Raw genomic sequence first — 24594 nt, forward strand, 5'->3', positions numbered from 1 at the left:
CCGCAGTCATGCGCTCACCTTCACGGTGCAGGCCTCAAGCCCCTGCCCCAAGGCTTCCCAGCCGTCGAAACCACGGCGGGCAATACACACCAGGCGTATGGTCTTTGCCTGGGCTTCATCCGTGGCCGGCAGAAACTGACTGCGGGTGCCGACGTGTTGCAGCCAGTGGGCCTTGTTGCCCTGCGCAAGCTTCACCAGCCCCTTGACCCGAAACACATCGCCGGGCAGCGCCTGCAACCAGCCCCGCAACCCCTCGGCATCAAGCGCCTGGTCGCTTTGCCAAAGCCAACTGCTGAACATATCGCCGTGATCGCCATCGGACACCCGTGCCAGCGGTTTCACTGTGCGCGGCTCAAGCTCCAGATCGGTGTCGAGCCACAGCGCATCGGGCAACTGCGCCTGCACGCTTTCGTGCACTCGAGTCCTGAGGCCCAACACCTCGCGCAGCGCCCGCAACTGCGGCTTGTCGATCAGGTCGATCTTGTTGAGCAACAGCAGGTCGGCGGCCGCCACTTGCGCCCGGGCCAGCCGCGCGTACTCGCCATCGAGTTGCAGATGACGGGTGGCATCGACCACAGTAATCACCATGTCCAGTTGCATCTGGCTGCGCAGCTGTGGATAAGCCAGGGTCTGCACGATGCGCTGCGGATCGGACACGCCGCTGCACTCGATGACGATGCGCTCCAGCCGTGGTTCCAATTGAGCAAGGCTGCCCAGTTGCGCCAGCAGGTCCTCCTGCACGGTGCAGCAGATGCAGCCGTTTTGCAGGCTGTACACCGCGTCGGAGACTTCGGAGACGATGGCCGCATCGATGTTCAGCTCACCGAAGTCGTTGACGATCACCGCCAGCCGACTGCCTTCGGCACGGCGCACCATGCGGTTGAGTAGCGTGGTTTTACCGGCGCCGAGAAACCCCGAGACGACGGTCACGGCAATGCGTGGGGAAGTCATTCTGCCTTGCCCTCCAGCACCGGTGGTTCGCCCTGCCACACCGCCTTGAGGCCCAAGGCTTGCAGCGTCGAATGACGGTCGTAGACCAGTTGCCCTTCAACGAAGGTCAGCAGCACCCGGGTCTTGTGGATGTAGTTGCGCGCCGGCTCGGCGAACAGGTCGCGGTCGATGACGATCAGGTCCGCCGCCTTGCCCACTTGCAGGCTACCGGTGCTGTGTTCCAGGCCCATGGCCACGGCGCCGTTGCTGGTGATCACGGTCAGTGCCTGTTCGAGACTGATCGGGTCGCCGAAGCAGGCCGGGTCGTCGTTCCACGGGTTCTGCCGGGTGATCATGGTTTCCAGCGCCAGCCACGGGTCGATGGACGCCACCGGCCAGTCAGTGCCCATCACCGCGGTGCCGCCTGCGGCGAGCACGCCTTTGAAATCGTAGATGCGCTTGAGTCGCTCCTGGCCGTAGCCGGAACGTGCACCGCTGGCGAATGGTGTCGGGTACCAGGCGGCCGGGGAGAATTCGGCGATGACGTTCAGTTCCTTGAAGCGCGGCAGGTTACCGGGGTGCAACAAGGTGCTGTGGGCGCACTGGTGGCGCACGCCGCTGAAACCGTTGCGACGACGGGCCTCGGCCACGGCATCGAGGAACACGTCCGACGCACCGTCACCGGTGCAATGGGCAATCACGCGGATGCCCTTGCGGTCCATGTCCACCACCATGTCGGTGATGTGCTCCGGGGTCAGGTTGAGCTTGCCGCGCCAGCTCGATTCCTGCGGCCATGGGGTCAGCAGGTACGAAGACTTCGGCTCGACCGTGCCGTCGAAGTGGAACTTCACCGCGTTGGCACTCAGGCGTGCGCTGCGGTAGTAGTGACGCTCGCCCGCCAGCAGTTCCCAGCGACGACGCACCGGGAAAATGTCGTCCTGCCAACTGATCGCCGCTTCGATGCGCACCGTCAGTTCGCCGCTGTCGTCCAGTTCCTTGAGGGCCTGCAAACGCTGTTCGCAAACGTGCACGTATTTGCTCGCCGTGACGCCGCGTGAGCTCTGGAAATGCACGCCATCGCGATAGGCGCGGCGCAGCACGCTGACCGGGGTCGGCGGCATCGCGGCGTGGATCATCGCGTAGGCTCCGTCGATCATCAGGCCAGTCGGTTCGCCGGTCAGTTCGTCACGCTCGAAGTAACCGTTGCGCGGATCGCTGGTGTTGCCATCGATGCCGGCCAGTTCCAGGGCCCTGGAGTTGACCATCATGGTGCCCCACATGCGATCGAGCAGCGCCACCGGACGGTCCGGCATGACACTGTCGAGCCAGGCGCGGCCCGGGGTCAAACCCGCTTCGCGGAAGGTGTAGCGCACCCAGTACTGACCGTAGATCCAGCCGTCGCCGGGATGGCTGTCGGCGTAGGCAAGGATGCTTTCGCGCAGTTGCTCCGGGGTCGGGTCTTCGATGCCGACGTCGAGGTCGTCGCTGTAGCGCGGCGCCAACGCGAGGTCGGGGTGGGTGTGCATGTCGTGCAGGCCGGGCATGCAGAACGCGCCTTGCAGGTCATGCACGCGGGTGTTCGGGCCCTTGAACATCTCGATCTGGCCGAGGCTGGCGACACCGATCAACTTGCCGTCGCGGATGGCCACGGCCTCGGCCCACGGGTTGGCCGGGTCCTGAGTGTAGATACGCCCGTTGGCGAGGATCAGGTCGGCGTAAGTCCCCTGCGTGGAATGGGTAGAGGAAACGTTGTCGGACTCAGCCATGTCAGCCACCTTCGAGTTCAGGAGATTGAAAGGTCCACCGGGCGCCAGGCGAGTCGGGAACCTGAAAAAACTGTTGTTGTTTTCGTCAGCAGGAAAGGTCGCGGGCAGCACCCTGTTTGAGGGTGGGCCTGACCGGCCGATGACAATTAGCGCTAGTATTGTTGAATCAACCGATACAACAATCGATTTTTTTTGGCCTGACTGTTCGATTTACCTCACCATAAGGGAAGCCATCGGTGATCGGTGTCTGCAGGCCTTTCTTCCACCTTTGAACGGGATGATTTATGCGATTTCCTTCGATGACAGCCCTTCGTGCGCTGGATGCGGTTGCCCGCACAGGTAGCGTGTCGGTCGCGGCCCGTGAGCTGAACCTGACCCGCAGCGCCATCAGCCACCAGATCAGCAAGCTGGAGGAGTGTGTCGGCTTCGCCCTGACCGAACGAATCGGCCGTGGCATTGGCCTGACGTACCAGGGCGAGCGTTATGCGCGGGAGGTGCACGCAATTCTGCTGAACCTGCTCGATGCCGGGCAGTTGATCGACGATCAGGAAATCTCCGGCCGGCTGTGCGTCAGTTGCGCGCCGGGGTTCGCCACCTATTGGCTGTGCCACCACATCGGTGCGTTTTTGCGGCAGTACCCGCAAGTGCAGTTGCAGCTGATTTCCCCGCGCACGCCGGACGACACCAACAACCCCAACGTCGATCTGTTCATCGCCTACGGGATCGGCGACTGGCCGCAAATGAATGTTGAAGAGATTGTGGCTTTGCGCTTCTTCCCGGTGTGCAGCCCACGCCTGATCAACGCCCTGGGCGGACTGAAAAACCCGCAGGAGCTCAGCACTTACCCCTTGCTGCACATGACCGACTACTCGGACTGGCGCATCTGGCTGACCGCCGCCGGCGCTTCGGGGGTCAATGCGTTGAGCGGCATCCTGTTCTCCGATGCCCACTGCGCACAGTCCGCCTGCATTGCCGGCCAGGGCATCGCGATTGGCGACACCCTGATCAGTGGCGATGCCCTTTCCAAGGGTTTGCTGGTGCGACCGTTCGACATCAGCATCGATCTGCACCGTGGTTACTACCTGGCCACCGACCCGCAAAAGGCGGACCGCGCGGTAGTCCAGGCCTTCAGCAACTGGGTCAAGACGCAACTGCAATCGTCCCGCCAGACCTGGCAGGACACCCTGTAACGCTTCCGCAGAAAGGCAAATAAATGACCAGCCGCCCGTTGATCCGTGACAACGCCGCCCCGGTCCAATAGATTAGGCGACCTGAAAAAGCCCCCGGGCTTTCTCGCCCCAATTCAAGTTATAGAAGTAGTGAAATTTCAATGTCCGATTCCAATACCGCTGAAACCGTAGCCACCCTGTCGTCCAAAGCGGAATACGAAAACTCCATCAATCTTTCACAACACGTGCCTCAGGCAAAAACCATCAGCGAGATGGTGCTGGACGCTTTCCAGTCCACCCGCGAAAGCGACCAGATCCGCGAACTGCGTGCCGCCATCCGTCAGGCCCACGACAGCTTCGACGATGACAAAGCCTACGAACTGATGGGCCAGCTCAAGCAACTCAAGGACGCCGAGGCCGCGGACATCGCCGCCCTCGAAGACTTGAGCAGCAAATTCCCGATCAGCCGCATCCTGTCCAGCTTCAAGGACGACCCGGCGTTCCAGGAAATCGTCTACGGCCTGGCCCTGAAGGTGCTGAACCAGACCCACCAGGCCATCAGCAACCCGAGCGGCGGCAAGAGCAAAGCCGCCAAGGCCAAGAAAGAAGTCGAAGTCTTCACCATCAGCAAGGACGGCATGAGCGTCACCTTGCCGTTGCGCACCCCGCGCTCGCGCCTGAACGTCGACCGTGAAGCCCTGGAATTCCTCGGTTTCACCTTCGTTGGCGAAGGCGACGAAGCGGAACTGGAAAGCGAAACGTTCCTGGACAACAGCGGCGCCGAGCAAGCTGTCAACCGCAAGAACATCATCACCGCCCTGCAGCAGCAGACCGCGTTCGATGGTTACTCCATCGCCGCACAGTAAGGCGACCGCCCGCATTTGTGGCGAGCGAGCTTGCTCGCGCTGGGCTGTGTAGCGGCCCCAAAAATCTGACAACACTTGCCGACATTTTGTGAGTGCTCCGCACTCAAGCGGGAGCAAGCTCCCTCGCCACAGATACTTCACAGCCCCACTCAAGAGCCCCGCCATCAGAGCGGGGCTTTTTATTGCCCGTGATTCGGGCAAAACCGCGATTACTCTTCCAGTATCGACGCAGAACACCACTTCCCTTCACCCATGAGCACCACGGGTCCGCCTGCGGGGAGCGTCAACTCACTTTCCAGCCCAGTCCTCAGTGGTGCAACTGCCGAGGTCATCATGAACACGCCCCCCTTGTATCGCCAGTTGGCCAACCACTACCTGGACGCTATCCGCAGCGGCACCCTGAAAACCGGTGAACGCCTGCCCTCGATCCGCTTGATGATGGAAAAACACGCCGTCAGTCTGTCGACCGCCGTGCAGGTGTGCCGGGAGCTGGAAGACTGCGGTGTGCTGGAAGCCCGGCCGCGCTCCGGCAACTACATTCGCAAGCCCGACACCCTGTCCAGGCCCGCCCCGATCGCCCTGGCGCCAGCGCTGGATACCCGCGCATATGTCGGCATTCATGAACAGGTCTGCACGGTGCTCAAGGCCAGTCAGCGCGCGACGATCAAGGTCAACTTCGCCAGCGCCTACTGCGCGCCTGAGCTTTACCCACTCAAGACCTTGCAAGACAACATGATCAAGGCGCTGCGCCACGACGCCTGCCTGCTCGGCACCGCGGGCGGTGCCTGCGGCAACAGCGCACTGCGCAGTATCCTGGCCCGGCGTGCTCTGGCCAGCAAGACTCACCTGCCCCCCGAGCGGATCGTGATCACCAACGGCGCCACCGAAGCGATCAACCTGGCCTTGCGTGCGGTCACCCGCCCTGGCGACACCGTGGCCGTGGAGTCACCGACCTTCTACGGTCTGCTGCAAATTCTCGAAAGCCTGAACCTGCACGTGCTGGAAGTCCCGGCCTCGGCCCACACCGGGCTCAATCTGCAGGCCCTGCAACGGCTGCTGCAAGGCCCCGAGCGGATCAAGGCGCTGATCGTCATTCCCAACCTGCAAAACCCGTTGGGCAGCATCATGCCCGACGCCAACAAGGCGCGGCTGGTGAAACTGTGCGCCGAGCACGACACCGTGCTGATCGAAGACGACACCTACGGCGACCTGGTGGACACCGAGCAGCCGCTGTCCACGCTCAAACATTGGGATAGCACCGATAACGTGATCCATTGCGCCTCGCTGAACAAAACCCTGGCACCGGGCATGCGCCTGGGCTGGATCAGCGCCGGCAAATGGCACGACCGTGTGGAGATGCTCAAGCATGCGCAGTCGCGGGGGTGCGAGGCGTTATCGCAACTGGCGGCCAGCGAATTCATGCGCACACCGTCCTACGAGCGCTACCTGCGGCGGTTGAGGAAAGCCCTGACCCAACAACGTCAACAGATGAGCGAGGCGATCATTCGCCACTTCCCCCTCGGCACCCACGTGACCAACCCCCAGGGCGGCACGCTGTTATGGGTGGAACTGCCTCGCCGGTATTCATCGATGACGTTTTTTCATGATGCGTTGAAGGTCGGCATCCAGATTTCACCTGGGGATATCTTTTCCAATGCCCGGCACTTTGATCACTTTGTGCGGATGGGTTGTGGGGCGCCGTATTCACCGCGGATTGATGAGGCGCTGGAGACCCTCGGCCATATCCTGAAAAACCAGCCTTAACACAATCCCCTGTAGGAGCTGCCGAAGGCTGCGATCTTTTGATCTTGATCTTTAAAATCAAAATCAAAAGATCGCAGCCTTCGGCAGCTCCTACAGGGGGTTGCGGGGTTAGTGAGGGTTTTGGTGCAGGCAAATGATATGCGGGTCGTCATTCCAGTGCGGGAAACGCTCGGCGATCAGCGGGTCGTGGCCGGGGATGACGTGGTCTTCGCTGCCGGCCAGGCGGTCGATTTCGGTGAAGGCTTCGAGGGTTTGCGCCAGGTCATCGAGAATCGGAAACGGACTGCGCTCGCGAATGTTGACCCACAAATGCGCGGCATCCGAGGCCAGCACGATCCAGCCGCGCTCGGTGTTCACCCGCACCACCTGACTGCCCGGCGTATGTCCGCCCACCGGGTGCAAGGTCACGCCCGCAACGACCTCGACAACACCATTGTGCAAACGCATCCGCCCTTCGAACAGCGGCGGCAACGCCGACATCACGTCCTCGACTTCGTAGGTTTTGTTCACCGGGCGATGGGCCATTTTCGGCCCGGTGCAGAAACGCAATTCCGCTTCCTGCAGATGCACGGTCGCCTTCGGGAACAGCCCGAGGTTGCCGGCATGATCCCAGTGCAAATGGGTCAGGATCAGATGCTCGACCCGGGCCGGATCGATGTCCAGTTGCCGCAGGGACTCTTCCGGCAGGCGATACATCTGGCGATTGCGCCGGTCCGCCGTGGCCGGTTGGAAACAGGTGTCGACCACGATCACCTGCTGCTCGTTGCGGATGACCCAGAAGTAGTAGTCCAGCGGCATCGGTGCATTCGGATCACCGCAGCAGGCGTCGTAGAGAAAGTTCTCCCTGGCGCTGCGCTGGGCGTTTGCGCCGACACGAATAGCGAACACTTCGTACACAGGAGCAGACATGGACACCTCCGGGTTCAGGCGACCGCCGTGGTTTTGAGGGTCGGGCGGAAATCGAAATCGATCTGCTCGCTGATGCCCAGGTCCTGAGCCAGCTTATGCAGGCCGCTGTAGTCGCGCATGATGGTCGCGCTCTTGTTGCTCTCGCGGGTGTCGGCAATGATCAGCGCCGCATCCTCGACCCCGAGCTGCGTCAGAATCGCCTCCCACATCGAGTAGTCCTGAGCGATAAAAGCACTCAGCGCCACCGACAGGTTGCGTGCGAAAAATTCCCGCTGCATGGGCTGCATGTTCGCGTACATGACCTTGGACACTTCGACCAGCACCTTGCTGTGGGCGTACTCATCACGGTTGTGCAGTTCGGCCACCCGGCGGTTCTGCGGCTGGATGGTCTGGTCGTCCGCCAGCAAGTCCAGATAGGCGTTGACGCTGATCTCGGCCACCACCGCAAAAGTGATCGCCGCCAGATCCCGCTGCCATTGCTCGGGCAGTGCTTCACGCTGGGCCTTCAGGCGCAGGTACGTGACGGACGGCGGCAAGTCCAGATCCTGATCCAGCGCCCGGTCGAGCTTGGTCCGCTCGATGGCCCGCAGGTGCATCAGCGTGTGGTAGTGCTCGTCGATCAGGGTCTGTTGCATGGCCTCGCGAAAATGCCAGTCATCCTTGCCCAGGTACTGATTGGCGATGACGCTCAGCGCCGGATTGACCACATGTTCTTCGGCGGTGATGGTGCGCAGGTTGTAGCCGATCCAGCCCCAGGTCACCACGCTGCTTTTGAGTTTGTCGCTCAAGGCCTGGAATTTCGGATGGTGGAAGAACGGCACCATGCACTCCGGGTAATCCGGTCGTAGCGGGTCAAACACTTCGTTGATCCGGGCCCTGTCTGGATCACAAACGGAGGCGCGCTTGGTCCAGCCCTGGTTGAGCCGCACGATCAGTTGATGATCGACCTGGGCGATCTCGATTGCTGTCTGCATGACGCGATACCTGTAAGACGCGTACCCGCCAAGGGGTACGCCAAAAGAATGAAGGGCGACGGAAAAATCAGGCCAGCCAATAGCGGGTCAGGTTGCGCGCCGGGTCAGTGTAACGACTGCGGGCGTGGATCATTCGCCAGTTGTCCCAAATCAGCAGGCACCCGTCGGGAATCAGCACCGCAATGTTGTGCTCGACGAAGTACGCTTCACCGAGCGCGGCAAACCTGGCCAGTGGCGAGGTGCTGTTGGTCACCAGCGATTGCTGCAGGGCAGCCTTGGACGGGTTCACGTCGCCGTAGTGAAACTGGTTGTAGCTGAAGCGAAAAATATCCCCGTCTTGCGTAGGCGTGAGGATGTATTCCTTGACCCGCCGCTGTCCCGGTTCACCCGGTTTGGCGGTGGCGACAAATTCTACCGGCGAGTCATCCAGCCACTCACGCAGTTCTGGTTCACTGCGCTCCAGGAACTTGAGAAATTCATAACCGTCCACCAAACCGGTGTGCCCACCGCCGCACGAGGCCTGTTTATGGCAATGCAACGCCAGGTAGCGCGGCGGCGGCCCGTACACTGGCGCTTCAGTGTGCGGGCCGATGCCGTTCATGCTCTGGGAATACGGCAAGTCTTCGTAACCCGGCTTGCGGGTAATGGCAAAGGCCATCTGGCCGTTGAACTGCGGAATGATCGGGCCGAATTCGCTCAAGGTGCCTACGACATCATCGGCAAATTCGTCCGGGGTCAGCACAGTCCAGCCCAACGTCGACAGTTCTTCATGACGATGGCCGAGCGCAATGCAAGGTTGAGACGCAACAATCCCTTGGTCTGACATGGTGAGATTCCTGGCGGGTTATCCGGCGTTGACGGTTGAGGTGTACGCGGCGATGAAGTCGCGGCAGGCGTCACCCGGTCGATAGCGCTGCCCGTCGATGCTCTGCACCGGGGTAATTTCGGCGGCGGTGCCGGTGAGAAAACACTCATCGAAGTCGCCAAGCTCCGTAGGCAGAATCGTGCGTTCAACCACCTGGTAGTCCAGCGCCCTGGCCAGTTCGATCACCGTCTGGCGGGTGATGCCGTTGAGGAAACATTCCGGCAGCGGCGTGTGCAGCGTCCGGCCTTTGACGAAGAACACATTGGCGCTGGTGGCTTCGGCAACATGGCCACGCCAGTCGAGCATCAGCGCATCGTGGTAGCCCGTGTTCTCGGCATCGTGCTTGCTCAGCGTGGCGATCTGGTAATGCCCGGAGGCCTTGGCTTCGAAGGGGTTGCTGCTCGGTGGCGGACGACGCCAGCTCGCGGTTTTCAAGCGGATACCGGCCATGCGCGCCGCCGGGTCGAAATAGCTCGGCCATTGCCAGCAGGCGATGGCCACGTGCACACGGTTGAAACGCGCCGAGGTGGAAATCATCTCGCTGCCGCGCCAGGCCACTGGGCGCAGATAACCGTCAACGACCTGGTTGCGTTGCAGCAGTTCGTGGCTGGCCGCCTCCAGTTCAGCCAGCTCAAAGGGGATGGCAAAGTCCATCAGTTGCGCCGAGCGATACAAGCGCTCGCTGTGTTCGCGCAGCTTGAAGATCCTGCCGTTGTAGACCCGCTCGCCTTCATACACGGTGCTCGCGTAATGCAGGCCATGGGTCAGCACATGCAACTGCGCCCGGGACCACTCGACGAACTCGCCGTCGAGCCAGATAACGCCCTCGCGCTGATCAAACGGGATACTGCTCATATCCATATCTCCCCATTGTTCATGATTTTTCCTACGCTGTTTCCAGCAACACGGGTATCAATTCCGGCACGGCGGTGAGCTCGGTCTGAAAGAAGAACGAACGCTCGCCGAAGGCCGGTTGCAAGTCGTCGAACCAGGTCACGTGCGGATCGAAGCGCGCGTAGAAGGTGCGCAACACCCATTGCGGATTGCGTGCCTGGAGGAACTGCAAGACGAAGACCTTTTCCCCGGCGACGGTCTCGATGCCGTTGATCAACACCTTGCCGTAGAAGGTGCTCATGGACGGCCCGCGCACCGTGCGCGCAAGCCCCGACACCGTGCGGTACGCCGCCTGGAAGATCTCGAAGGCCCTGGCCAGCGGCATCGCGAAATAGTGGCTGGGGCCGGTATCGCGCTCGACGAACATGTAATAAGGCACGGCCCCAAGCCGTACCCCTTCGGTCCACAGCGCGGCCCAATCGGCGGGGTTTTCGTTGATGTGACGGATCAGCGGCGCCTGCATGCGCACCGTCGCGCCCGTCGAGCGAATGCGCTCGATGGCTTGGCGGGCGATGGCCTGACGGATCTCCACGGGGTGGTTGTAGTGGCCCATGATCGACAGGTTTTTCCCCGCCGCGACGATGCGCTGGAACAGCTCCAGCAGTTCAGGCGCATCCTTGTCACTGACAAAACGCTGCGGCCAGTACGCCACGGACTTGGTGCCGATGCGGATGTTCTTCAGGTGTGGCAAATCCAACAGCGGCTCGATGTAACCGGCCAGGGAGCGGGTGTTCATGATCATCGGGTCGCCGCCGGTAATCAGCACGTCGGTCACTTCGCTGTGCACCTTCAAGTAGCTGACCAGCTCCTGGGACTCGCGGGCATTGAACTTGAGCTCTTCTTCGCCGATGAACTGCGCCCAGCGGAAACAGAAGGTGCAGTACGCGTGACAGGTCTGACCGGCACCGGGGAAAAACAGCACGGTCTCGCGGTACTTGTGCTGGATACCCGGCAGGATCTTGCCGTTGAGGGTCACACCGTTGTGGGTCAACTGCCCGGCCGGATGCGGGTTCATGCGCCGCCAGATCGCCTCGATCCGACGCTTGATCGCTGCGCTGTCATCCAGTTCGATCAGTTGTTTGAGCGAGGCATATTCCTCCGCCAGCAACATGTCCTTGTGGGGGAAGGTCATGCGAAAAACCGGATCGTCCGGAATGTTGTTCCAGTCGATCAACGTGCCCAGCACGTATTCGTTGGTGCGAAACGGCATGACCCGGGCCACCACGGTCATGGCCTCCTGCAATGCCGGCGTCAGCTTGTGCCAGTAGGGTGAGTCGCGGATGGTGCGTGAGTTATAGGGTTTGTAGCGTTCGTGCTCTGACAGTCCTTGCATGGCCGCGCTCCTGGTGATTGCCCTAAGTGTCGTTACGCGATGGCCGGCGCTTTGCGCTCTATGTCCATCCACGCCCGGACGCTGTCGCGATCCCACTGGCGGCGCACATACGCCGCGAGCCGTGCAGGCACCGGATCGCCGTTGGCAACCAGTCGGTTGAGCATGATTGCAAGGTCGGTGTCGGCAATGCTCCAGTCACCGAACAGATGCTCGGCACCCTCCTCCAGCAAATGCCCGGCGACGAAGAACAGGCGCTCGACGGCAGCTTGGGCTTCGTCGGACAGCGCGGTGTTTTTCTTGCCGAAGTACACCAGGTCAAACGGGCGCTCCTTGCGCACCACCAGCAAGTCACTGCGCAACCAGGCCTGCAATTGACGGGCACGGGCACGCTGACGGAGGTCCTGCGGATAGAGTTTTTTATGCCCCGGGGAGAGTTCATCAAGGTATTCGGCAATCGCCGATGATTCCGACAAGGCAAAATCGTCGTGAACCAACGTTGGAATCTTGCAGGTCAGCGAAAGATCGCGATAACTCGGCAGATAGTTTTCGCGCGCTTTTAGATCAACAGTAACCAGTTCAAATGAAAGTTGCTTTTCCTTGAGCGCCACAAAAGCCGACATCGCAAAGGCGCTGACATGATCGGCGCCGACATACAGTTTTAGCTTCCTGTTTTCCATAGAACACTCCATTGACCAACTGCAGGGATTGACGTGCATTGGGAGTGATCGTAGTTAGTTGAATGAAGGCTGAATAGATACAGAATTTGTCCGTTTCAATCGATACAGAAAGTTGTTTTCCAGCGGCAGATACGCAGCCAGAATCCCGGTGATAACGCTGCAAAAGGCGATACCGGGGCAGGTCTGAAAAACAAAAAAAGGGAGCCGACGAAGGTGGGCTCCCTGGGCGGCTGATGCGCCGAAAAATTACGGTTGGGTGGTGATCAGGCCATGGCTGTCGGCAAAGTTCGAGAGCAGTGCCATTTGCGGCATATTGCTCATGTTCAGCATCGCCAGGGGCTCGTGTCTGCTGCTGTTGACGAAGCCATGTCTGGTCCAGGCCGGTACCAGCAGCACGTCGCCATTGCTGACATTGACCCCGTCGGCATCGCCGAGGGTCAACACGCCGCTGCCGCACTGGATGACAAATAGATGCCACCAGGAATGGGCATGGCCGTTGAGCGTCACGCCGGGGTTCAGCCATTGCATGGCGATCGCCATGCCAGGTGTCACTTCACAGCCCGCAATGCTCTTGTCGTGAGCCAGCGCGACAATATCAACGTCGCTGGCTTCAAGGGTCTGACGCATACCCGCCAGTTCAGTGCCTTTCCATACCTTGGGACTTGGCGCTCGATGGTGCAGGCTCTGACGAAAGTCCTTATATGAAAAAAACGCACCTTGAAAGTTATCCATTCGCACGCCCTTTTTTATTATTACCCATACTTTAGCGCCAAACCTTAAGTTAACTATTCAGCACTGTAAAGTCTGGAAACAACTTACAAAACCGATGGGCGCAAGGCGGCGATCATGTCCACTTCTATCGCGGCATTCTTGGGTAACTGATAAACACCCACTGTAGTGCGGGTATGTTTACCGGCATCGCCCAGCACATGGCTGAACACATCCGAGGCGCCGTTGGCCACTTCACTCAAATCGACAAAGTCCGCGGTGGACTTCACATAGACCGTTACCCGGATCAATGACTTGATCTTGTCCAGCGAGCCAATGGCATCGACGATCAGCGCCAGCCCGCGCATCGCGCTGATGCTGGCGGCCGCTTGCGCATCGGCCATGGTGAGATCCAGCCCGACGCGGCCGGGGTAATGGATCTTGCCGTTCATGCGCGGCACCAGGCCGCTGATATACAGCTCATCGTGATGACGGATCAGTGGCGCGTAATGTCCGCCTGCGGTGTTTTCGCCGTAGATGTCATAACCAAACTCTTTGGCCAGGGCGATGAAACGTTCATCGCAGGTCATGTGCTGGATCATTGATCGAACCCTCTAGATCAGTAATGAAAAAAAAACGGTTGCTTGCCGGCTCAACACACGGCGCGGGTGGCCGGTGCCAGGCAAGTCACCTCAATGCGTGACTCAATCGCCTCGGTCAGGCGCAACAGGTCGTTGCTCAGTTGCCCGTAGTGTTCGTTGAACAGCACGATGTGGCCGATGAATGAGAAGTTGTCCTTGATCTGGGCGCTGACCGAGTCACCGACACGCCTGGCGTACTGCCCCTCCACCAGCTCGATGCGCAGGGCGCGGGCCAGGGCCTCGATGTCAGGCGTTGCGCGCAGGATGCCGCCGGCCGGTGCCCTGAGCAGGCGGATGCCGCAATAACCGCGGGCCACTGGCTCGTGCTGTTCGCTCTGGCCTTCCACTGCCCAGCGCACCCAACGTTCCCACGGATCGAAATTGACGAAGGCGCGTTTGGCCAGGTCCCAGATGTGCATGCCGCCGGGGCGCATGTTGGTTTCCACGGCCGAGGTCAGGTTGTCGCGGCGCAGGAACACTTCGTTGTGCCAGGCGCCATTGGCCAGGGATACCAAGCCCGCCATATGCCGACCGGCTGCCATCAAACGCGCCTGTACCTCAGGCGCAAGCGGTGCGGGCACGACTTGCTGGATCTCGGCGCGGTAGGCGCCTTCGGTGGTGGTTTTTTCCGTCACCCAGGTGCTGCCGGCCACACAGTCCCAACTGTATTCCCGGGCATTCTCCACCAGCTCTTCAAGGACGATGCCGCCTTCGCGGTAAGGCTTCAGGGCGAGCCAGGCGTCATCGCATTCCGAAGGGTGGTGGATGACGCGACAGCCCCGGCTCGCACCTTCGCAGGCCGGCTTGATGAAGGCTTTTCCGCCCAGTTCGACGACGCGCTGGCGCAGTTCCGACAGGCTTGCGACCCGCGCGGAAAACACTGGCCGGTATTCTTCGGGGGCACTGCTGGCCGCCGCTTCGAGTTGGCGGAAGATCTGCTTGTCCAGGCCCGCCCGCGCTTCGCCAGGGGTAATGCCCCGCAGGCCGAAGTGAGTGGCCAGCGCTGCACCGAGCAGCACGCCACGATCGGAGAACGGCAGTACGCCGATCAGCTTCCAGCTGTCGGCATTCAGGCAACCCACCACCAGTTCAAGGGACGCCGCCACATCGTCTTCGGCCAGCGAAGTGCTGCAGACGTGATCGGCCACCTGGTCGTCGTGGGGCTGAATTTTCTCGACCAGCAGGATGAGCCTGGCGTTGTAGAGCGACTTGCACAGCTCGCGCAGCTTCTGGATGTCGTGCACCCGATTGCCGTTGTAACCGACCACTACTACGCATGAAGTCGTATTCATAATCCCCCCGACCTGCAAGGTGAAAACCGCAACGGCGATGACTCAGTCATGCAACGACGCATTGGATTTACGGTTGAACCAGTACCAGGCCAGGATCCCAGCGGCACCGATGGCGGCCAGCACCAGCGCGTTGTAGGGCGCCGGCACCACCCGCATGATCAATACGGTCAGCCCGGCCCCGACGCCCAGGGACACTTCCTTGACGAACATGTTGTTTTGCTTGACCGAGAAGTAATCGAGGTAGCTGAAGGCGCATTCGGCGATGGACAGCAGCGCCACCCAGACCAACGCCCCGGCGAGGGTTTCGACGTGGAACGCGGCAGGCGAAGACAGCACCGCAAAACCGCCGACGATGATCGCGATCACCGACACGACCTTGAAGCGCCCGGTGCGCTCGATCAGCTTCATCACCGGCACCTGGGCGAACACCACCACGGCGCTGTTGAGGATCAGCATCAAGCCGTACCAGGCCGGCAGTTCGCCGGTCTTGAGCAGGATTGCCTGTGGCAGGATCGAGAACACCCCGAACAGCTTGATGCCCATGATGATGCCGGCGATCACCCAGGGCAGTTTGTTGCCCCAGTTGCTGCCGGTCTGGCTGGCCGGGCGGGAGACCACCGGCTCGGTGGTGAAGGTCGCGCCGAGGGCGATCGGCAGGCACAGCAAAACGAAGGCCGCCGCACCAAGGAAAAACATCGTCGGCGTGAGTAGCGGCGACAGCAGGATCAAACCGGCCACCAGGCTGCCCATGTTCATGGCCACGCGGTTGTAGGCCGCGCCTTCCTTGGTCTGGGCCGCTTCGCTCTTGATCAGGTAACCGGCAATGGCGATGCCGTAGGCAAACAGCGCGGCAGCAAACATCACCATGCCTTGATTGCTGGTCAGCGCCAGCAGCACCAGGCCAAGGCCGGCACACAGCAGGGTGACGCTCAGGGAACGGCGGCCAAGCACCAGTAAAGTCAGGGGCAACAGCAGCAACAAAGCGCGATACCCAAGGGCCAGGATGCTGTTGGTGGCCGTGTCGAGCCAGACGTTGGCCTTGCCCAGTACCGCGAACAGCGAGACGGCGGTGATGATCCGGATCGTGAATAACCGCAGGTTAATGACCGGTTTAGCCACCGCGACCGCTGTTTCGACACTCATGCAGCACCTCAAGAACCGGGTGAACGCCCGCCGGCAAAGGCCGACATTCAGAAAAGTCTGTAAGAGCATGGTAGAGAGAGAGGCTTGTCCTGATCAGGGCAAGTTCGTATAGAATCCAACGAACTTTACTGCCGGAGAGACCAGTAAAATGCAGGTTCAACGCGCAGTCATCGCCGCCATTGAATTCCAGCCCGGCGCGCCGCTGGTGCAGCAGATCGTCGATCAGCTGACGCAAGCCATCAGCACCGGGGGCCTGCCCCACGGCGCCAAGCTGCCGCCGATTCGCGAACTCTCCGACTTGATGAACGTGGGCAAGTCCACGGTGGTCGATGCCCTGGACCGCATGCGCGCCAAGGGGCTGGTGGTGTCTCGCCAGGGCTCCGGGCATTACGTGCACCGCTCCGAAGCGGCGCTCAAAAGCGGCACCGGCCCGGACCTGCAACCCCAGGACACCCTCAGCGTGATTCGTCGCGCCTTGCTGCTGGACAACGGCGCGCTGCGCCCCGGCTGCGGTTTTCTGCCAACCTCGTGGCTACCCGCCGAAGAATTGCAGAAAGCCGTGCGCGCTACCCTGCGAGCAACTTCGTTGCGCATGGGCGAGTACGGCGTAGCCGGCGGTTACTTGCCGTTGCGCCAAGCCCTGCGGGTCAAACTGGCAACCTTCGGCATCGAGGCGTCGGTGGACCAGATCATCACCACCGCCAACACCATGCAGGCCATCGACCTGCTGATGCGCCTGCTGGTCAAACCCGGCGACACCGTGCTGCTCGACGACCCCTGCTACTTCAACATGCACGCCAACCTGGCGTTGCATGGAGCCAAAGTCATCACCATCGCCCGGGATTGCGACGGCATGGACCTCGACGCGTTCGAGCAACTGCTGATCGCCCACAAACCCGTGCTGTACATGACCAACAGCACGCTGCATAACCCCACCGGTCACTCGTTCACCCCGGCCCAGGTCTACCGCTTGCTGGAACTGAGCCACCGTTATGGCTTGCACATCGTCGAAGACGATCTGTACTGCGACATCCAGCAACGCCGCACCCCGCGCCTGGCCGCCAGCGGGTTGGATCATGTGAGTTACGTCTCCGGTTTCTCCAAGACCCTGACCGCCAACAGCCGCGTCAGCTACACCGTGCTCTCGCCGCAACTGGCGGCGCGCATGGTCGCCCTGAAAATGGCCTGCGGCGGGGTAACGTCGGAGCTGGCAGAGCAGATCACCTGCACCATGCTCAGCGACGGCAGCTATGCCAAGCATGCGCGGCGCACGGTAGATCGGTTATATGAATCCAATAGCCGTGTGGCCGGTTGGCTGGCGCAGGCCGGGTGTTCGCTTTCCTCGTTGCCCGGCGAAGGCGTGTTTATCTGGGCACGGTTGCCGGAGGGCCTGCACGCCGAAAACCTGGCGCGCCAGGGGCTGGAGAACAACATGGTATTGGCGCCGGGCACCTTGCTGAGCAAAGGGCCGGATGCCAGCCAGTTCCTGCGATTCAATGTGGCTCACAGCGACAGCTTGCAGGTGCGGGAGCGGTTTTTCCGGTTGCTTGATAAACCACTTAAGTAACTGACTACCCTCAATCCTGTGGGAGCGGGCTCGCCCGCGAAGAGGCCGTCACATCCAGCATCAATGTTGCCTGACACACCGCCTTCGCGGGCAAGCCCGCTCCCACAGGGATTGCGGTGCCCAATGAGATCCCCGGCCACCAGATCGCTACGATTGCCGACCTCATCCTTGCCGGCTAACTTCGCCCGGTCGCTGCCAATTCAGCGACCGGGCCTGAGAACTCGAACTCGATGTAGGAACAATTGGAGTTCTCCTTATGCATGCCAACTATTCGTTCAAAATTTATGCTTTTGCACCCAGCACCTCCCAACCGATAGGGGGTGAAGCCCAATGACCAACCTTCAAGACCTGAAAACCATCGGCCTCACCCCGTTCTCCTACCACGCCAACGAACCGCTGTTCCGCATCAACGCCGGTGTCCCGGTGATCGAAGCCCTCTACCACGCCTCCGACCTGCTCCACGTAGCCAAACTGCTCGCCTCAGACGCCGCCATGGTTCGGGACTCCGACCGACATGCCTGGGCCTCACATTTTTTGCAGGACATGAGCAAGGCAATCATCGACGACGTGGTGAAGGTGCTCGACGCACCATGTAACAACCGCGCGTAAATGAAAAAGCCCCACCGTTCTCTCGAAAGGAGGGGCTTTTGCGCTGCAAGCCGTTTCAACTTTTGGGCCAAACAATGCAGCCTATTCGCTGCAACCAAAGCTCAGGAAAACATGGCGCGCTGCTCAGCTTCGTAATGCCGGGTCTGAAAAGGCATGAGGGTTTGGGCTTTTAGGCCGAGGCCCTCACTCAACCCCCAAGAGACAGCGAGTTCATCACGGCGTCGACGCAGTGGCGTGACGGTTTGTAGCATCACGGCTTGCACGGAAGTCGAATGTGCAAAAAGCTCGAGGACATTGAGAGTTTCCGACACCCGGAGATCGGACAAGCAAGTAAATCGAGTGAATCGCTCGAGCAGATAGCCAGCACGCCGAACCTCCACTTCGTCAGTGTGCCGAGTCAAAAAAGCGGTTACCTCGCTTTCAAGATTTGAGTCCGAATACCAGACAGCTTTGGCGGCGCTCACGAGAGCAGCGTCATCCGCTTGATTCAAAGGTCTTTTTACCAGCGTGTCCAAGGCGGATGAGAGGACGTGGCCGCTATGGGGCTTCGTCAACTGTGCTCTCCAGATAATCATGCAAAATATTAGTGAGAACGGAGATTGATGGCTCCTTGTTGCCAACATATACATCAATCGCCTGCAATGCCAGCCGACGGAACTCGGTAGTCAGGATGAAACCAGCCCTGAGAAGTGCCTTGATATCACCAATGTCCTGATCGGTCGCTCTGCCCAGCTTGGAGATGGCAATGTCGACAGGTGCTGCGATATGAACGTGCAGCGGGGACTCAATCGGAAACTCTTCAATAGGAAGGCTCCGCTCCCAATAGTCCTCATGTATCGGACCAAAACTGGTGTTGTATTGCAGGTCGTAGTTCAGCTCCATCAATCGACCGGATCGCTCATCAACAAACTGTTCGGGTATCTCTGCGAGCATGGCTTGCAGGTGTAAACCTTCGGGAACATGAGCCTCATAAATCTCGGCATCGACGTCGGTGGAAACGCGATGATGGGTATAAAGGTGAACAGCGCAGCCACCGAAAACGATAATTTTGACCGCCCCTGGTCCTGCGTTCTCAAGTTCCAGCTCCGCTTCGACAGATTTGAACATCGAAATCAAAGCCTGCCCCAACGCTGTATTCGTATTAACACGCGGGGTGATTACCTCTGGCAGTTCCATCGTAGAGCCTCTGAGATGCTTGTAATGACAGCATCCCCGAGGCTAGATATGCGACTTCCGACCCTCAACCTGAAAAACTCGTGGGAAAGTTCAGGCAAAACCGTAGGCATTTTTGCCGGTCAGGTCTCCCTATCGTAAGCGAGCTTGGTCGCGATGGCGGCAACGGACGAAACACAGGAGATGGAAACCCAATGACAAATTCCCCCCCAAGACCTCGGAACCCTCCGCCTTACCCCATTTATTGGGTCTGACCGCGCATTTTTTCTTAAGTGGGCCAAGAAAATCTTAATAATTTGGGATTTTCTCAATTTTTTCTTAAGCGGACAGATATCGAATTCGCCTGTTAGTGCGCGATGGCGGTAACTTGGTCCAGCAGAAAACGCCCAAACAAAAAGCCCCGCTCTTCTCTCGAAGGCGGGGCTTTTCTTTACAGCATCCGACGCTTACGGCGCGTACGTCAGCAGCAACTCGGTCGGCACTTTGAAGTCCAGGGACATCATCACGCTCAACGCGGTAATGGTGAAGATCGAGAACACGAACAGCTTGCGTGCCCAGACCGTGTCATCCACTGCCTTGTAGCCGGTCCAGGCCATGTACAGCCAGTACATGCCCATGGCCGCGGCGACGGCGAGGTAGCTCATGCCGGCGTAACCGCTGAAGGTCAGCATCAAGGTCGCCACGAGGAAGGCCAGGATGTAGAGCAGGATGTGCTTCTTGGCCACCTGGATGCCGCGCTTCACTGGCAGCACCGGAATCGATGCGGCCAGGTAATCGTTGAAGCGAAAGATCGCGATGGCGTAGGAATGCGGCATCTGCCACAGGCTGAACATCACCAGCAGGGTCAGCGCGGCCATGTCGAAGGTGTTGCTGACTGCGACGTAACCGATCACTGGCGGCATGGCACCCGACAGACTGCCCACCAGCGTGCCGTGAACCGACTTGCGCTTGAGGTACAGGCTGTAGAAGCCGACGTAGATCACGAAGCCGATTACCGCGAACAACGCGGCCAACGGGTTGGCCACCTTGTACAACAGGGCAACGCCGGCAACACCCAGGACGGTCGCATAGATCAGGGCCAGTTTCAGGGAGATCAAGCCCTGGACCAGCACGCGGTTCTTGGTGCGTTCCATCTTGATGTCGATGTCGCGGTCGATGCAGTTGTTGAACACGCAACCGGAGGCAACCACCAGGGACGTGCCGATCATGGCGGCCAGGAAGATGGCCAGATCGACATGCCCTTTGGAGGCCAGGAAAAATCCGCCTGCCACAGAAAGCACGTTACCGAAAATGATCCCCGGTTTGGTGATTTGGATAAAGTGCTTAAGGGACATGCGGATCTACCTCACTTCGCCATCATGAACGTGTGGATGCTGAACATGATCCACAGCGACAAGCCAACCAGCAGGACAATCACGATCGCGGCAAAGACAAACGCAATCACGTTGTTACGCTGCGCGGCCGAACGGTCCAGGTGCAGGAAGTACACCAGGTGCACCAGCACCTGGATGACTGCGAACGCGACGACGATCATCAGGGTGATCGACTTCGGTAGCGTCGGGTACATCACCAGCCCGAACGGGATCAGGGTCAGGATCACCGACAGGATGAAACCGATGCCGTAGGACTTGACGCTGCCGTGACCGGCGTCGTGGCTGTCATGGCCATTTTGGGAATGAGCTGTGTTAGCCATTTACATAGTCCCCATCAGATAAACAACGGTGAATACGCAGATCCACACGACGTCCAGGAAGTGCCAGAACAGGCTCAGGCAGCTCAGACGGGTCTTGTTGGTCGCCGTCAGGCCGTTTTTCTGCACCTGATACATCATGATCGCCATCCAGATCAGACCGCTGGTCACGTGCAGACCGTGGGTGCCGACCAGGGTGAAGAACCCGGACAGGAAGCCGGAACGGCTAGGGCCGTAGCCCTCGGAGATCAACATGTGGAACTCGTTGATCTCCATGCCGATGAAGCCGGCACCGAACAGGAAGGTCATGGCCAGCCAGCCCAGGACCTGCTTCTTGTTGCCACGGAAGAACGCCAGCATGGCGAAGCCGTAGGTGATCGAACTGAACAGCAGCAAGGCGGTTTCGCCCAGTACGTATGGCAGTTCGAAGATGTCGTGGCCCGACGGGCCACCCGCTACGTTGTTAACCAGTACCGCGTACGCCGCGAAGATCGACGCAAACAGAATGCAGTCGGTCATCAGGTAGAGCCAGAAACCGAATACGGTCATCTCGCCCGAGTCGTGGTGATGGTCATCATGCCCATGTCCATCGACATGGGTGTGTCCAGCATTGGTCACTAAGTTCGACATGGTTTAAGCCTGTTCCAACGAGGTTTCAACACGGGTGGCGGTGGCCGGGATTTTCCCTGCCGCTACCAGACGCTTGTGCTGCTCGGCTTCGATGCGCTCGATCACGTCGACCGGCACCATATAGCCTTGATCATCACGGGCCGCGTGGATCACGAAGTAGATCACGGTGCCGGCCAGGCCAGCGATTGCCAGCCACCAGATGTGCCAGATCATCGCGAAACCGAACACGGTCAACAGAGCACCCATGACCACACCGGTGGCGGTGTTGTTTGGCATGTGGATCGGCTCGTACTTGGCCGGGGCCTTGTACGCAGTGCCGTTTTCCTTGGCTTCGGTGAACGGGTCGACTACGTCGGCTTTTGGCAGCACGGCGAAGTTGTAGAACGGAGGTGGCGACGAGGTCGACCATTCCAGGGTGTGTGCATTCCACGGGTCGCCGTGTTCGCACATGTTTTCCGGCTTGTTGCGGTCACGCACGCTGACGTACAGCTGGATCAGCTGGCAAGCGATACCCGCGGCGATCATCACCGCGCCGAACATGGCGACGTACAGGTACGGCACCCACTCAGGGTTGGTGGTGGCGTTCAGGCGACGGGTCATGCCCATGAAGCCCAGAGCGTAGAGCGGCATGAACGCGACGAAGAAGCCGCTGATCCAGAACCAGAATGCTGCCTTGCCCCAGCCTTCGTGCAGCTTGAAGCCGAACGCTTTAGGGAAGTAGAACGCGAAACCTGCGATGTAACCGAATACCGCACCGCCGATGATCACGTTATGGAAGTGCGCGATCACGAACAGGCTGTTGTGCAGAACGAAGTCGGCACCCGGGATGGCCAGCAGTACGCCGGTCATGCCGCCGATGGCGAAGGTCACCATGAAGCCCAGGGTCCACAGCACCTGGCTGGTGAAACGCAGACGGCCCTGGTAGATGGTGAACAGCCAGTTGAACAGCTTCACACCCGTCGGGATGGAAATCAGCATCGTCGCCAGACCGAAGAAGGCGTTGACGCTGGCACCCGAACCCATGGTGAAGAAGTGGTGCAGCCAAACCATGAAGCCCAGGATCGAGATCGCGCCCGATGCGTAGACCATCGAGTGGTGGCCGAACAGTTTCTTGCCGGTGAAGGTCGAGATGACTTCGGAGAAGATACCGAACGCTGGCAGGATCAGGATGTACACCTCAGGGTGACCCCACGCCCAGAACAGGTTCACGTACATCATCGGATTGCCACCAAGTTCGTTGGTGAAGATGTGGAAATCCATGTAACGGTCAAGCGTCAGCAGTGCCAGGGTAGCGGTCAGGATCGGGAACGAAGCCACGATCAGGACGTTCGCCCAGGTGCAGGTCCAGGTGAAGATCGGCATGTCCATCAGCTTCATGCCAGGGGTACGCATTTTCAGCACGGTGGCCAGGAAGTTGACCCCCGTCAGCGTCGTACCCAGGCCCGATAGCTGTAGCGCCCAGATGTAGTAGTCCATCCCCACGCCAGGGCTGTATTGCAGGCCCGACAGCGGCGGATAGGCAACCCAGCCGGTCTTGGCGAATTCGCCGACGCCCAGGGACAGGTTGATCAGCACTACGCCGGATACCAGCAGCCAGAAGCTCAGGGAGTTCAGGAACGGGTAGGCAACGTCACGCGCGCCGATCTGCAGCGGCACTGCAAGGTTCATCAGGCCGGTGAAGAATGGCATCGCCATGAAGATGATCATGATCACACCGTGAGCGGTGAAGATCTGGTCATAGTGTTCAGGTGGCAGGTAGCCAGGCGAACCCTCGGTGGCCATGGCCAGCTGGGTACGCATCATGATGGCGTCGGCGAAGCCGCGCAGCAGCATGACCATGGCGACGATGATGTACATCACGCCGATTTTCTTGTGGTCGACCGACGTCAGCCACTCGGTCCACAGGTAGGTCCACTTCTTGAAGTAAGTGATACCCGCGAACAGTGCCAGACCGCCGAGCGCGATCATGGCGATGGTCACCATTACGATCGGCTCGTGGAACGGGACCGCTTCCCAACTTAATTTACCAAACATCGTTTACTCCTCTGCCCCGGCAGCTGAATGCGCGTTCATGTCCATTCCTTGCGTAGCGGCCACTTCTTTCTCTTCTTTCTCGTGCTTCACTTTCGGACCCGGTTTCATGCCTTCGTACTTGTCGACGATGGTCTGGAACAGGTTCGGTGTCACCGAGGAGTAGAGCTCGACTGGGTTGTTCTGGCTCTGCTTGGAAAGGGCTGCGTATTCAGCTTGTTCAAGCTGTTTAGGTGCCTTTTTGACTTCACTTACCCAAGCGTCGAAATCTTCCTGGGAAGTGGCGATCGCCTTGAATTTCATACCGGTGAAACCCGCGCCGCTGTAGTTGGCGGAGATACCGTCCATCTCAGCGTTTTCGTTGGCGATCAGGTGCAGTTTGGTCTGCATGCCCGCCATCGCGTAGATCTGGCCGCCCAGCGCAGGGATGAAGAACGAGTTCATCACGGCGTCGGAAGTGATCTTGAAGTTGATCGGGGTGTGGGCCGGGAACACGATCTTGTTGACCGTGGCGATGCCTTGTTCCGGGTAGATGAACAGCCACTTCCAGTCCAGCGCGACCACTTCGATGGTCACAGGCTTGACGTCGGATTCCAGCGGCTTGTACGGGTCAAGGGCGTGGGTCGACTTGTAGGTGACGTAACCCAGGGCAATGATGATCAGCACCGGAACAGCCCACACCGCGATCTCGATCTTGGTGGAGTGGTTCCATTTCGGGGTGTAGGTGGCGTTGGTGTTGGACGCGCGGTATTTCCAGGCGAACAGGAAGGTCATGACGATGACCGGAACCACGACCAACAGCATCAGCAGCGTTGCGGTGATGATCAGGTTTCGCTCGTCCAGACCAACCTGGCCCTTGGGATTGAGCAAGGTCATGTTGCAGCCTGACAGCAACAACGTGCCGATCAGCGGCAATAAGCCTAGTAGTCTGGGGTACCTGTTTTTACTCATCTCACGACCTCT

24 protein-coding genes are annotated in these 24594 nt (G+C 59.8%); 5 read left to right on the plus strand and 19 right to left on the minus strand.

All coding sequences use genetic code 11. The features are described from left to right. Positions 1–6: 6 nt before the first annotated feature. On the minus strand, positions 7–951 hold the full coding sequence (locus tag ACM6G4_RS14705; protein WP_414913980.1) for a CobW family GTP-binding protein: 945 nt from the start codon (positions 949–951) through the stop codon (positions 7–9). Continuing rightward, positions 948–2696 (minus strand): amidohydrolase, encoded by a 1749-nt coding sequence (locus ACM6G4_RS14710; protein ID WP_414913981.1) that lies wholly within the window; start codon positions 2694–2696, stop codon positions 948–950. The genes ACM6G4_RS14705 and ACM6G4_RS14710 overlap by 4 nt, the downstream gene beginning before the upstream one ends. Positions 2697–2980: 284 nt before the next feature. Between ACM6G4_RS14710 and ACM6G4_RS14715 the strand changes: the two genes are divergently transcribed. From ACM6G4_RS14715 to ACM6G4_RS14725, 3 genes are all read left to right on the plus strand, one after another. Beyond that, positions 2981–3886, plus strand: a complete 906-nt coding sequence (locus tag ACM6G4_RS14715) for a LysR substrate-binding domain-containing protein (RefSeq protein WP_056728515.1) — start codon at positions 2981–2983, stop codon at positions 3884–3886. A gap of 140 nt (positions 3887–4026) precedes the next feature. Next, a complete protein-coding gene (locus ACM6G4_RS14720; protein ID WP_056728513.1) occupies positions 4027–4731 on the plus strand; it encodes a hypothetical protein in 705 nt (234 codons plus the stop codon). Between the two features lie 333 nt (positions 4732–5064). Continuing rightward, the gene (locus tag ACM6G4_RS14725) at positions 5065–6495 is read left to right on the plus strand and encodes a PLP-dependent aminotransferase family protein (RefSeq protein WP_414913982.1); all 1431 of its coding nucleotides are present in this window, start codon (positions 5065–5067) and stop codon (positions 6493–6495) included. 108 nt (positions 6496–6603) lie between these two features. Here the strand turns inward: ACM6G4_RS14725 and ACM6G4_RS14730 are convergent, their stop codons facing one another. From ACM6G4_RS14730 to ACM6G4_RS14775, 10 genes are all read right to left on the minus strand, one after another. After that, entirely contained in the window at positions 6604–7404 is an 801-nt protein-coding gene (locus tag ACM6G4_RS14730) for an N-acyl homoserine lactonase family protein (RefSeq protein WP_414913983.1), read from the minus strand. A gap of 14 nt (positions 7405–7418) precedes the next feature. Continuing rightward, complete coding sequence (locus ACM6G4_RS14735) at positions 7419–8378, minus strand: diiron oxygenase (protein ID WP_414913984.1); 960 nt, start codon at positions 8376–8378, stop codon at positions 7419–7421. A gap of 67 nt (positions 8379–8445) precedes the next feature. Next, positions 8446–9204: a TauD/TfdA family dioxygenase gene (locus tag ACM6G4_RS14740; RefSeq protein WP_414913985.1), complete on the minus strand. Its 759-nt coding sequence runs from the start codon at positions 9202–9204 to the stop codon at positions 8446–8448. Positions 9205–9222: 18 nt separating this feature from the next. Beyond that, entirely contained in the window at positions 9223–10098 is an 876-nt protein-coding gene (locus tag ACM6G4_RS14745) for a branched-chain amino acid aminotransferase (RefSeq protein WP_414913986.1), read from the minus strand. Positions 10099–10129: 31 nt separating this feature from the next. After that, positions 10130–11470: a KamA family radical SAM protein gene (locus tag ACM6G4_RS14750; protein ID WP_414913987.1), complete on the minus strand. Its 1341-nt coding sequence runs from the start codon at positions 11468–11470 to the stop codon at positions 10130–10132. Positions 11471–11502: 32 nt separating this feature from the next. Continuing rightward, complete coding sequence (yfcF, locus tag ACM6G4_RS14755; RefSeq protein WP_056728502.1) at positions 11503–12147, minus strand: glutathione transferase; 645 nt, start codon at positions 12145–12147, stop codon at positions 11503–11505. 246 nt (positions 12148–12393) lie between these two features. Beyond that, complete coding sequence (locus ACM6G4_RS14760; protein WP_223542468.1) at positions 12394–12879, minus strand: cupin domain-containing protein; 486 nt, start codon at positions 12877–12879, stop codon at positions 12394–12396. Positions 12880–12962: 83 nt separating this feature from the next. Continuing rightward, positions 12963–13457, minus strand: coding sequence for a RidA family protein (locus ACM6G4_RS14765; protein WP_008018868.1), 495 nt, complete (start codon positions 13455–13457; stop codon positions 12963–12965). 50 nt (positions 13458–13507) lie between these two features. Further along, the gene (locus ACM6G4_RS14770; RefSeq protein WP_414913988.1) at positions 13508–14788 is read right to left on the minus strand and encodes an ATP-grasp domain-containing protein; all 1281 of its coding nucleotides are present in this window, start codon (positions 14786–14788) and stop codon (positions 13508–13510) included. Positions 14789–14830: 42 nt separating this feature from the next. Further along, on the minus strand, positions 14831–15931 hold the full coding sequence (locus tag ACM6G4_RS14775; protein WP_223542470.1) for a hypothetical protein: 1101 nt from the start codon (positions 15929–15931) through the stop codon (positions 14831–14833). A gap of 148 nt (positions 15932–16079) precedes the next feature. On the opposite strand from ACM6G4_RS14775, the gene ACM6G4_RS14780 reads away from it, so the two are divergent. Together ACM6G4_RS14780 and ACM6G4_RS14785 are read left to right on the plus strand one after the other, a co-directional pair. Then, entirely contained in the window at positions 16080–17498 is a 1419-nt protein-coding gene (locus ACM6G4_RS14780) for a PLP-dependent aminotransferase family protein (protein WP_414913989.1), read from the plus strand. Between the two features lie 330 nt (positions 17499–17828). After that, complete coding sequence (locus tag ACM6G4_RS14785; RefSeq protein WP_414913990.1) at positions 17829–18107, plus strand: DUF3077 domain-containing protein; 279 nt, start codon at positions 17829–17831, stop codon at positions 18105–18107. 101 nt (positions 18108–18208) lie between these two features. On the opposite strand, the gene ACM6G4_RS14790 is transcribed toward ACM6G4_RS14785, so the two are convergent. The 7 genes from ACM6G4_RS14790 to cyoA form a co-directional block, all read right to left on the minus strand. Next, the gene (locus ACM6G4_RS14790) at positions 18209–18661 is read right to left on the minus strand and encodes a hypothetical protein (protein ID WP_414913991.1); all 453 of its coding nucleotides are present in this window, start codon (positions 18659–18661) and stop codon (positions 18209–18211) included. Continuing rightward, a complete protein-coding gene (locus tag ACM6G4_RS14795) occupies positions 18645–19283 on the minus strand; it encodes a DUF6036 family nucleotidyltransferase (protein WP_414913992.1) in 639 nt (212 codons plus the stop codon). The genes ACM6G4_RS14790 and ACM6G4_RS14795 overlap by 17 nt, the downstream gene beginning before the upstream one ends. 443 nt (positions 19284–19726) lie before the next feature. Further along, positions 19727–20614, minus strand: coding sequence for a heme o synthase (cyoE, locus tag ACM6G4_RS14800; protein ID WP_056728486.1), 888 nt, complete (start codon positions 20612–20614; stop codon positions 19727–19729). Between the two features lie 11 nt (positions 20615–20625). Further along, positions 20626–20973 (minus strand): cytochrome o ubiquinol oxidase subunit IV, encoded by a 348-nt coding sequence (gene cyoD, locus ACM6G4_RS14805; RefSeq protein ID WP_056728485.1) that lies wholly within the window; start codon positions 20971–20973, stop codon positions 20626–20628. Then, positions 20974–21600 (minus strand): cytochrome o ubiquinol oxidase subunit III, encoded by a 627-nt coding sequence (locus ACM6G4_RS14810; protein WP_056728483.1) that lies wholly within the window; start codon positions 21598–21600, stop codon positions 20974–20976. Positions 21601–21603: 3 nt separating this feature from the next. Next, positions 21604–23634 (minus strand): cytochrome o ubiquinol oxidase subunit I, encoded by a 2031-nt coding sequence (gene cyoB, locus ACM6G4_RS14815; protein WP_056728481.1) that lies wholly within the window; start codon positions 23632–23634, stop codon positions 21604–21606. A gap of 3 nt (positions 23635–23637) precedes the next feature. Then, the gene (gene cyoA, locus ACM6G4_RS14820; RefSeq protein ID WP_414913993.1) at positions 23638–24582 is read right to left on the minus strand and encodes a ubiquinol oxidase subunit II; all 945 of its coding nucleotides are present in this window, start codon (positions 24580–24582) and stop codon (positions 23638–23640) included. Positions 24583–24594 lie beyond the last annotated feature (12 nt).

The sequence above is a fragment of the Pseudomonas sp. IT-P258 genome, from assembly GCF_949767825.1.
GTDB classification, from domain to species: domain Bacteria; phylum Pseudomonadota; class Gammaproteobacteria; order Pseudomonadales; family Pseudomonadaceae; genus Aquipseudomonas; species Aquipseudomonas monachiensis.

Bases quoted from the DNA above. Each gene is read 5' to 3' on its own strand.
- ACM6G4_RS14705 (WP_414913980.1), bottom strand. From the start codon at position 951: ATGACTTCCCCACGCATTGCCGTGACCGTCGTCTCGGGGTTTCTCGGC.
- ACM6G4_RS14710 (WP_414913981.1), bottom strand. From the start codon at position 2,696: ATGGCTGAGTCCGACAACGTTTCCTCTACCCATTCCACGCAGGGGACT.
- ACM6G4_RS14715 (WP_056728515.1), top strand. From the start codon at position 2,981: ATGCGATTTCCTTCGATGACAGCCCTTCGTGCGCTGGATGCGGTTGCC.
- ACM6G4_RS14720 (WP_056728513.1), top strand. From the start codon at position 4,027: ATGTCCGATTCCAATACCGCTGAAACCGTAGCCACCCTGTCGTCCAAA.
- ACM6G4_RS14725 (WP_414913982.1), top strand. From the start codon at position 5,065: ATGAACACGCCCCCCTTGTATCGCCAGTTGGCCAACCACTACCTGGAC.
- ACM6G4_RS14730 (WP_414913983.1), bottom strand. From the start codon at position 7,404: ATGTCTGCTCCTGTGTACGAAGTGTTCGCTATTCGTGTCGGCGCAAAC.
- ACM6G4_RS14735 (WP_414913984.1), bottom strand. From the start codon at position 8,378: ATGCAGACAGCAATCGAGATCGCCCAGGTCGATCATCAACTGATCGTG.
- ACM6G4_RS14740 (WP_414913985.1), bottom strand. From the start codon at position 9,204: ATGTCAGACCAAGGGATTGTTGCGTCTCAACCTTGCATTGCGCTCGGC.
- ACM6G4_RS14745 (WP_414913986.1), bottom strand. From the start codon at position 10,098: ATGAGCAGTATCCCGTTTGATCAGCGCGAGGGCGTTATCTGGCTCGAC.
- ACM6G4_RS14750 (WP_414913987.1), bottom strand. From the start codon at position 11,470: ATGCAAGGACTGTCAGAGCACGAACGCTACAAACCCTATAACTCACGC.
- yfcF (WP_056728502.1), bottom strand. From the start codon at position 12,147: ATGGAAAACAGGAAGCTAAAACTGTATGTCGGCGCCGATCATGTCAGC.
- ACM6G4_RS14760 (WP_223542468.1), bottom strand. From the start codon at position 12,879: ATGGATAACTTTCAAGGTGCGTTTTTTTCATATAAGGACTTTCGTCAG.
- ACM6G4_RS14765 (WP_008018868.1), bottom strand. From the start codon at position 13,457: ATGATCCAGCACATGACCTGCGATGAACGTTTCATCGCCCTGGCCAAA.
- ACM6G4_RS14770 (WP_414913988.1), bottom strand. From the start codon at position 14,788: ATGAATACGACTTCATGCGTAGTAGTGGTCGGTTACAACGGCAATCGG.
- ACM6G4_RS14775 (WP_223542470.1), bottom strand. From the start codon at position 15,931: ATGAGTGTCGAAACAGCGGTCGCGGTGGCTAAACCGGTCATTAACCTG.
- ACM6G4_RS14780 (WP_414913989.1), top strand. From the start codon at position 16,080: ATGCAGGTTCAACGCGCAGTCATCGCCGCCATTGAATTCCAGCCCGGC.
- ACM6G4_RS14785 (WP_414913990.1), top strand. From the start codon at position 17,829: ATGACCAACCTTCAAGACCTGAAAACCATCGGCCTCACCCCGTTCTCC.
- ACM6G4_RS14795 (WP_414913992.1), bottom strand. From the start codon at position 19,283: ATGGAACTGCCAGAGGTAATCACCCCGCGTGTTAATACGAATACAGCG.
- cyoE (WP_056728486.1), bottom strand. From the start codon at position 20,614: ATGTCCCTTAAGCACTTTATCCAAATCACCAAACCGGGGATCATTTTC.
- cyoD (WP_056728485.1), bottom strand. From the start codon at position 20,973: ATGGCTAACACAGCTCATTCCCAAAATGGCCATGACAGCCACGACGCC.
- ACM6G4_RS14810 (WP_056728483.1), bottom strand. From the start codon at position 21,600: ATGTCGAACTTAGTGACCAATGCTGGACACACCCATGTCGATGGACAT.
- cyoB (WP_056728481.1), bottom strand. From the start codon at position 23,634: ATGTTTGGTAAATTAAGTTGGGAAGCGGTCCCGTTCCACGAGCCGATC.
- cyoA (WP_414913993.1), bottom strand. From the start codon at position 24,582: ATGAGTAAAAACAGGTACCCCAGACTACTAGGCTTATTGCCGCTGATC.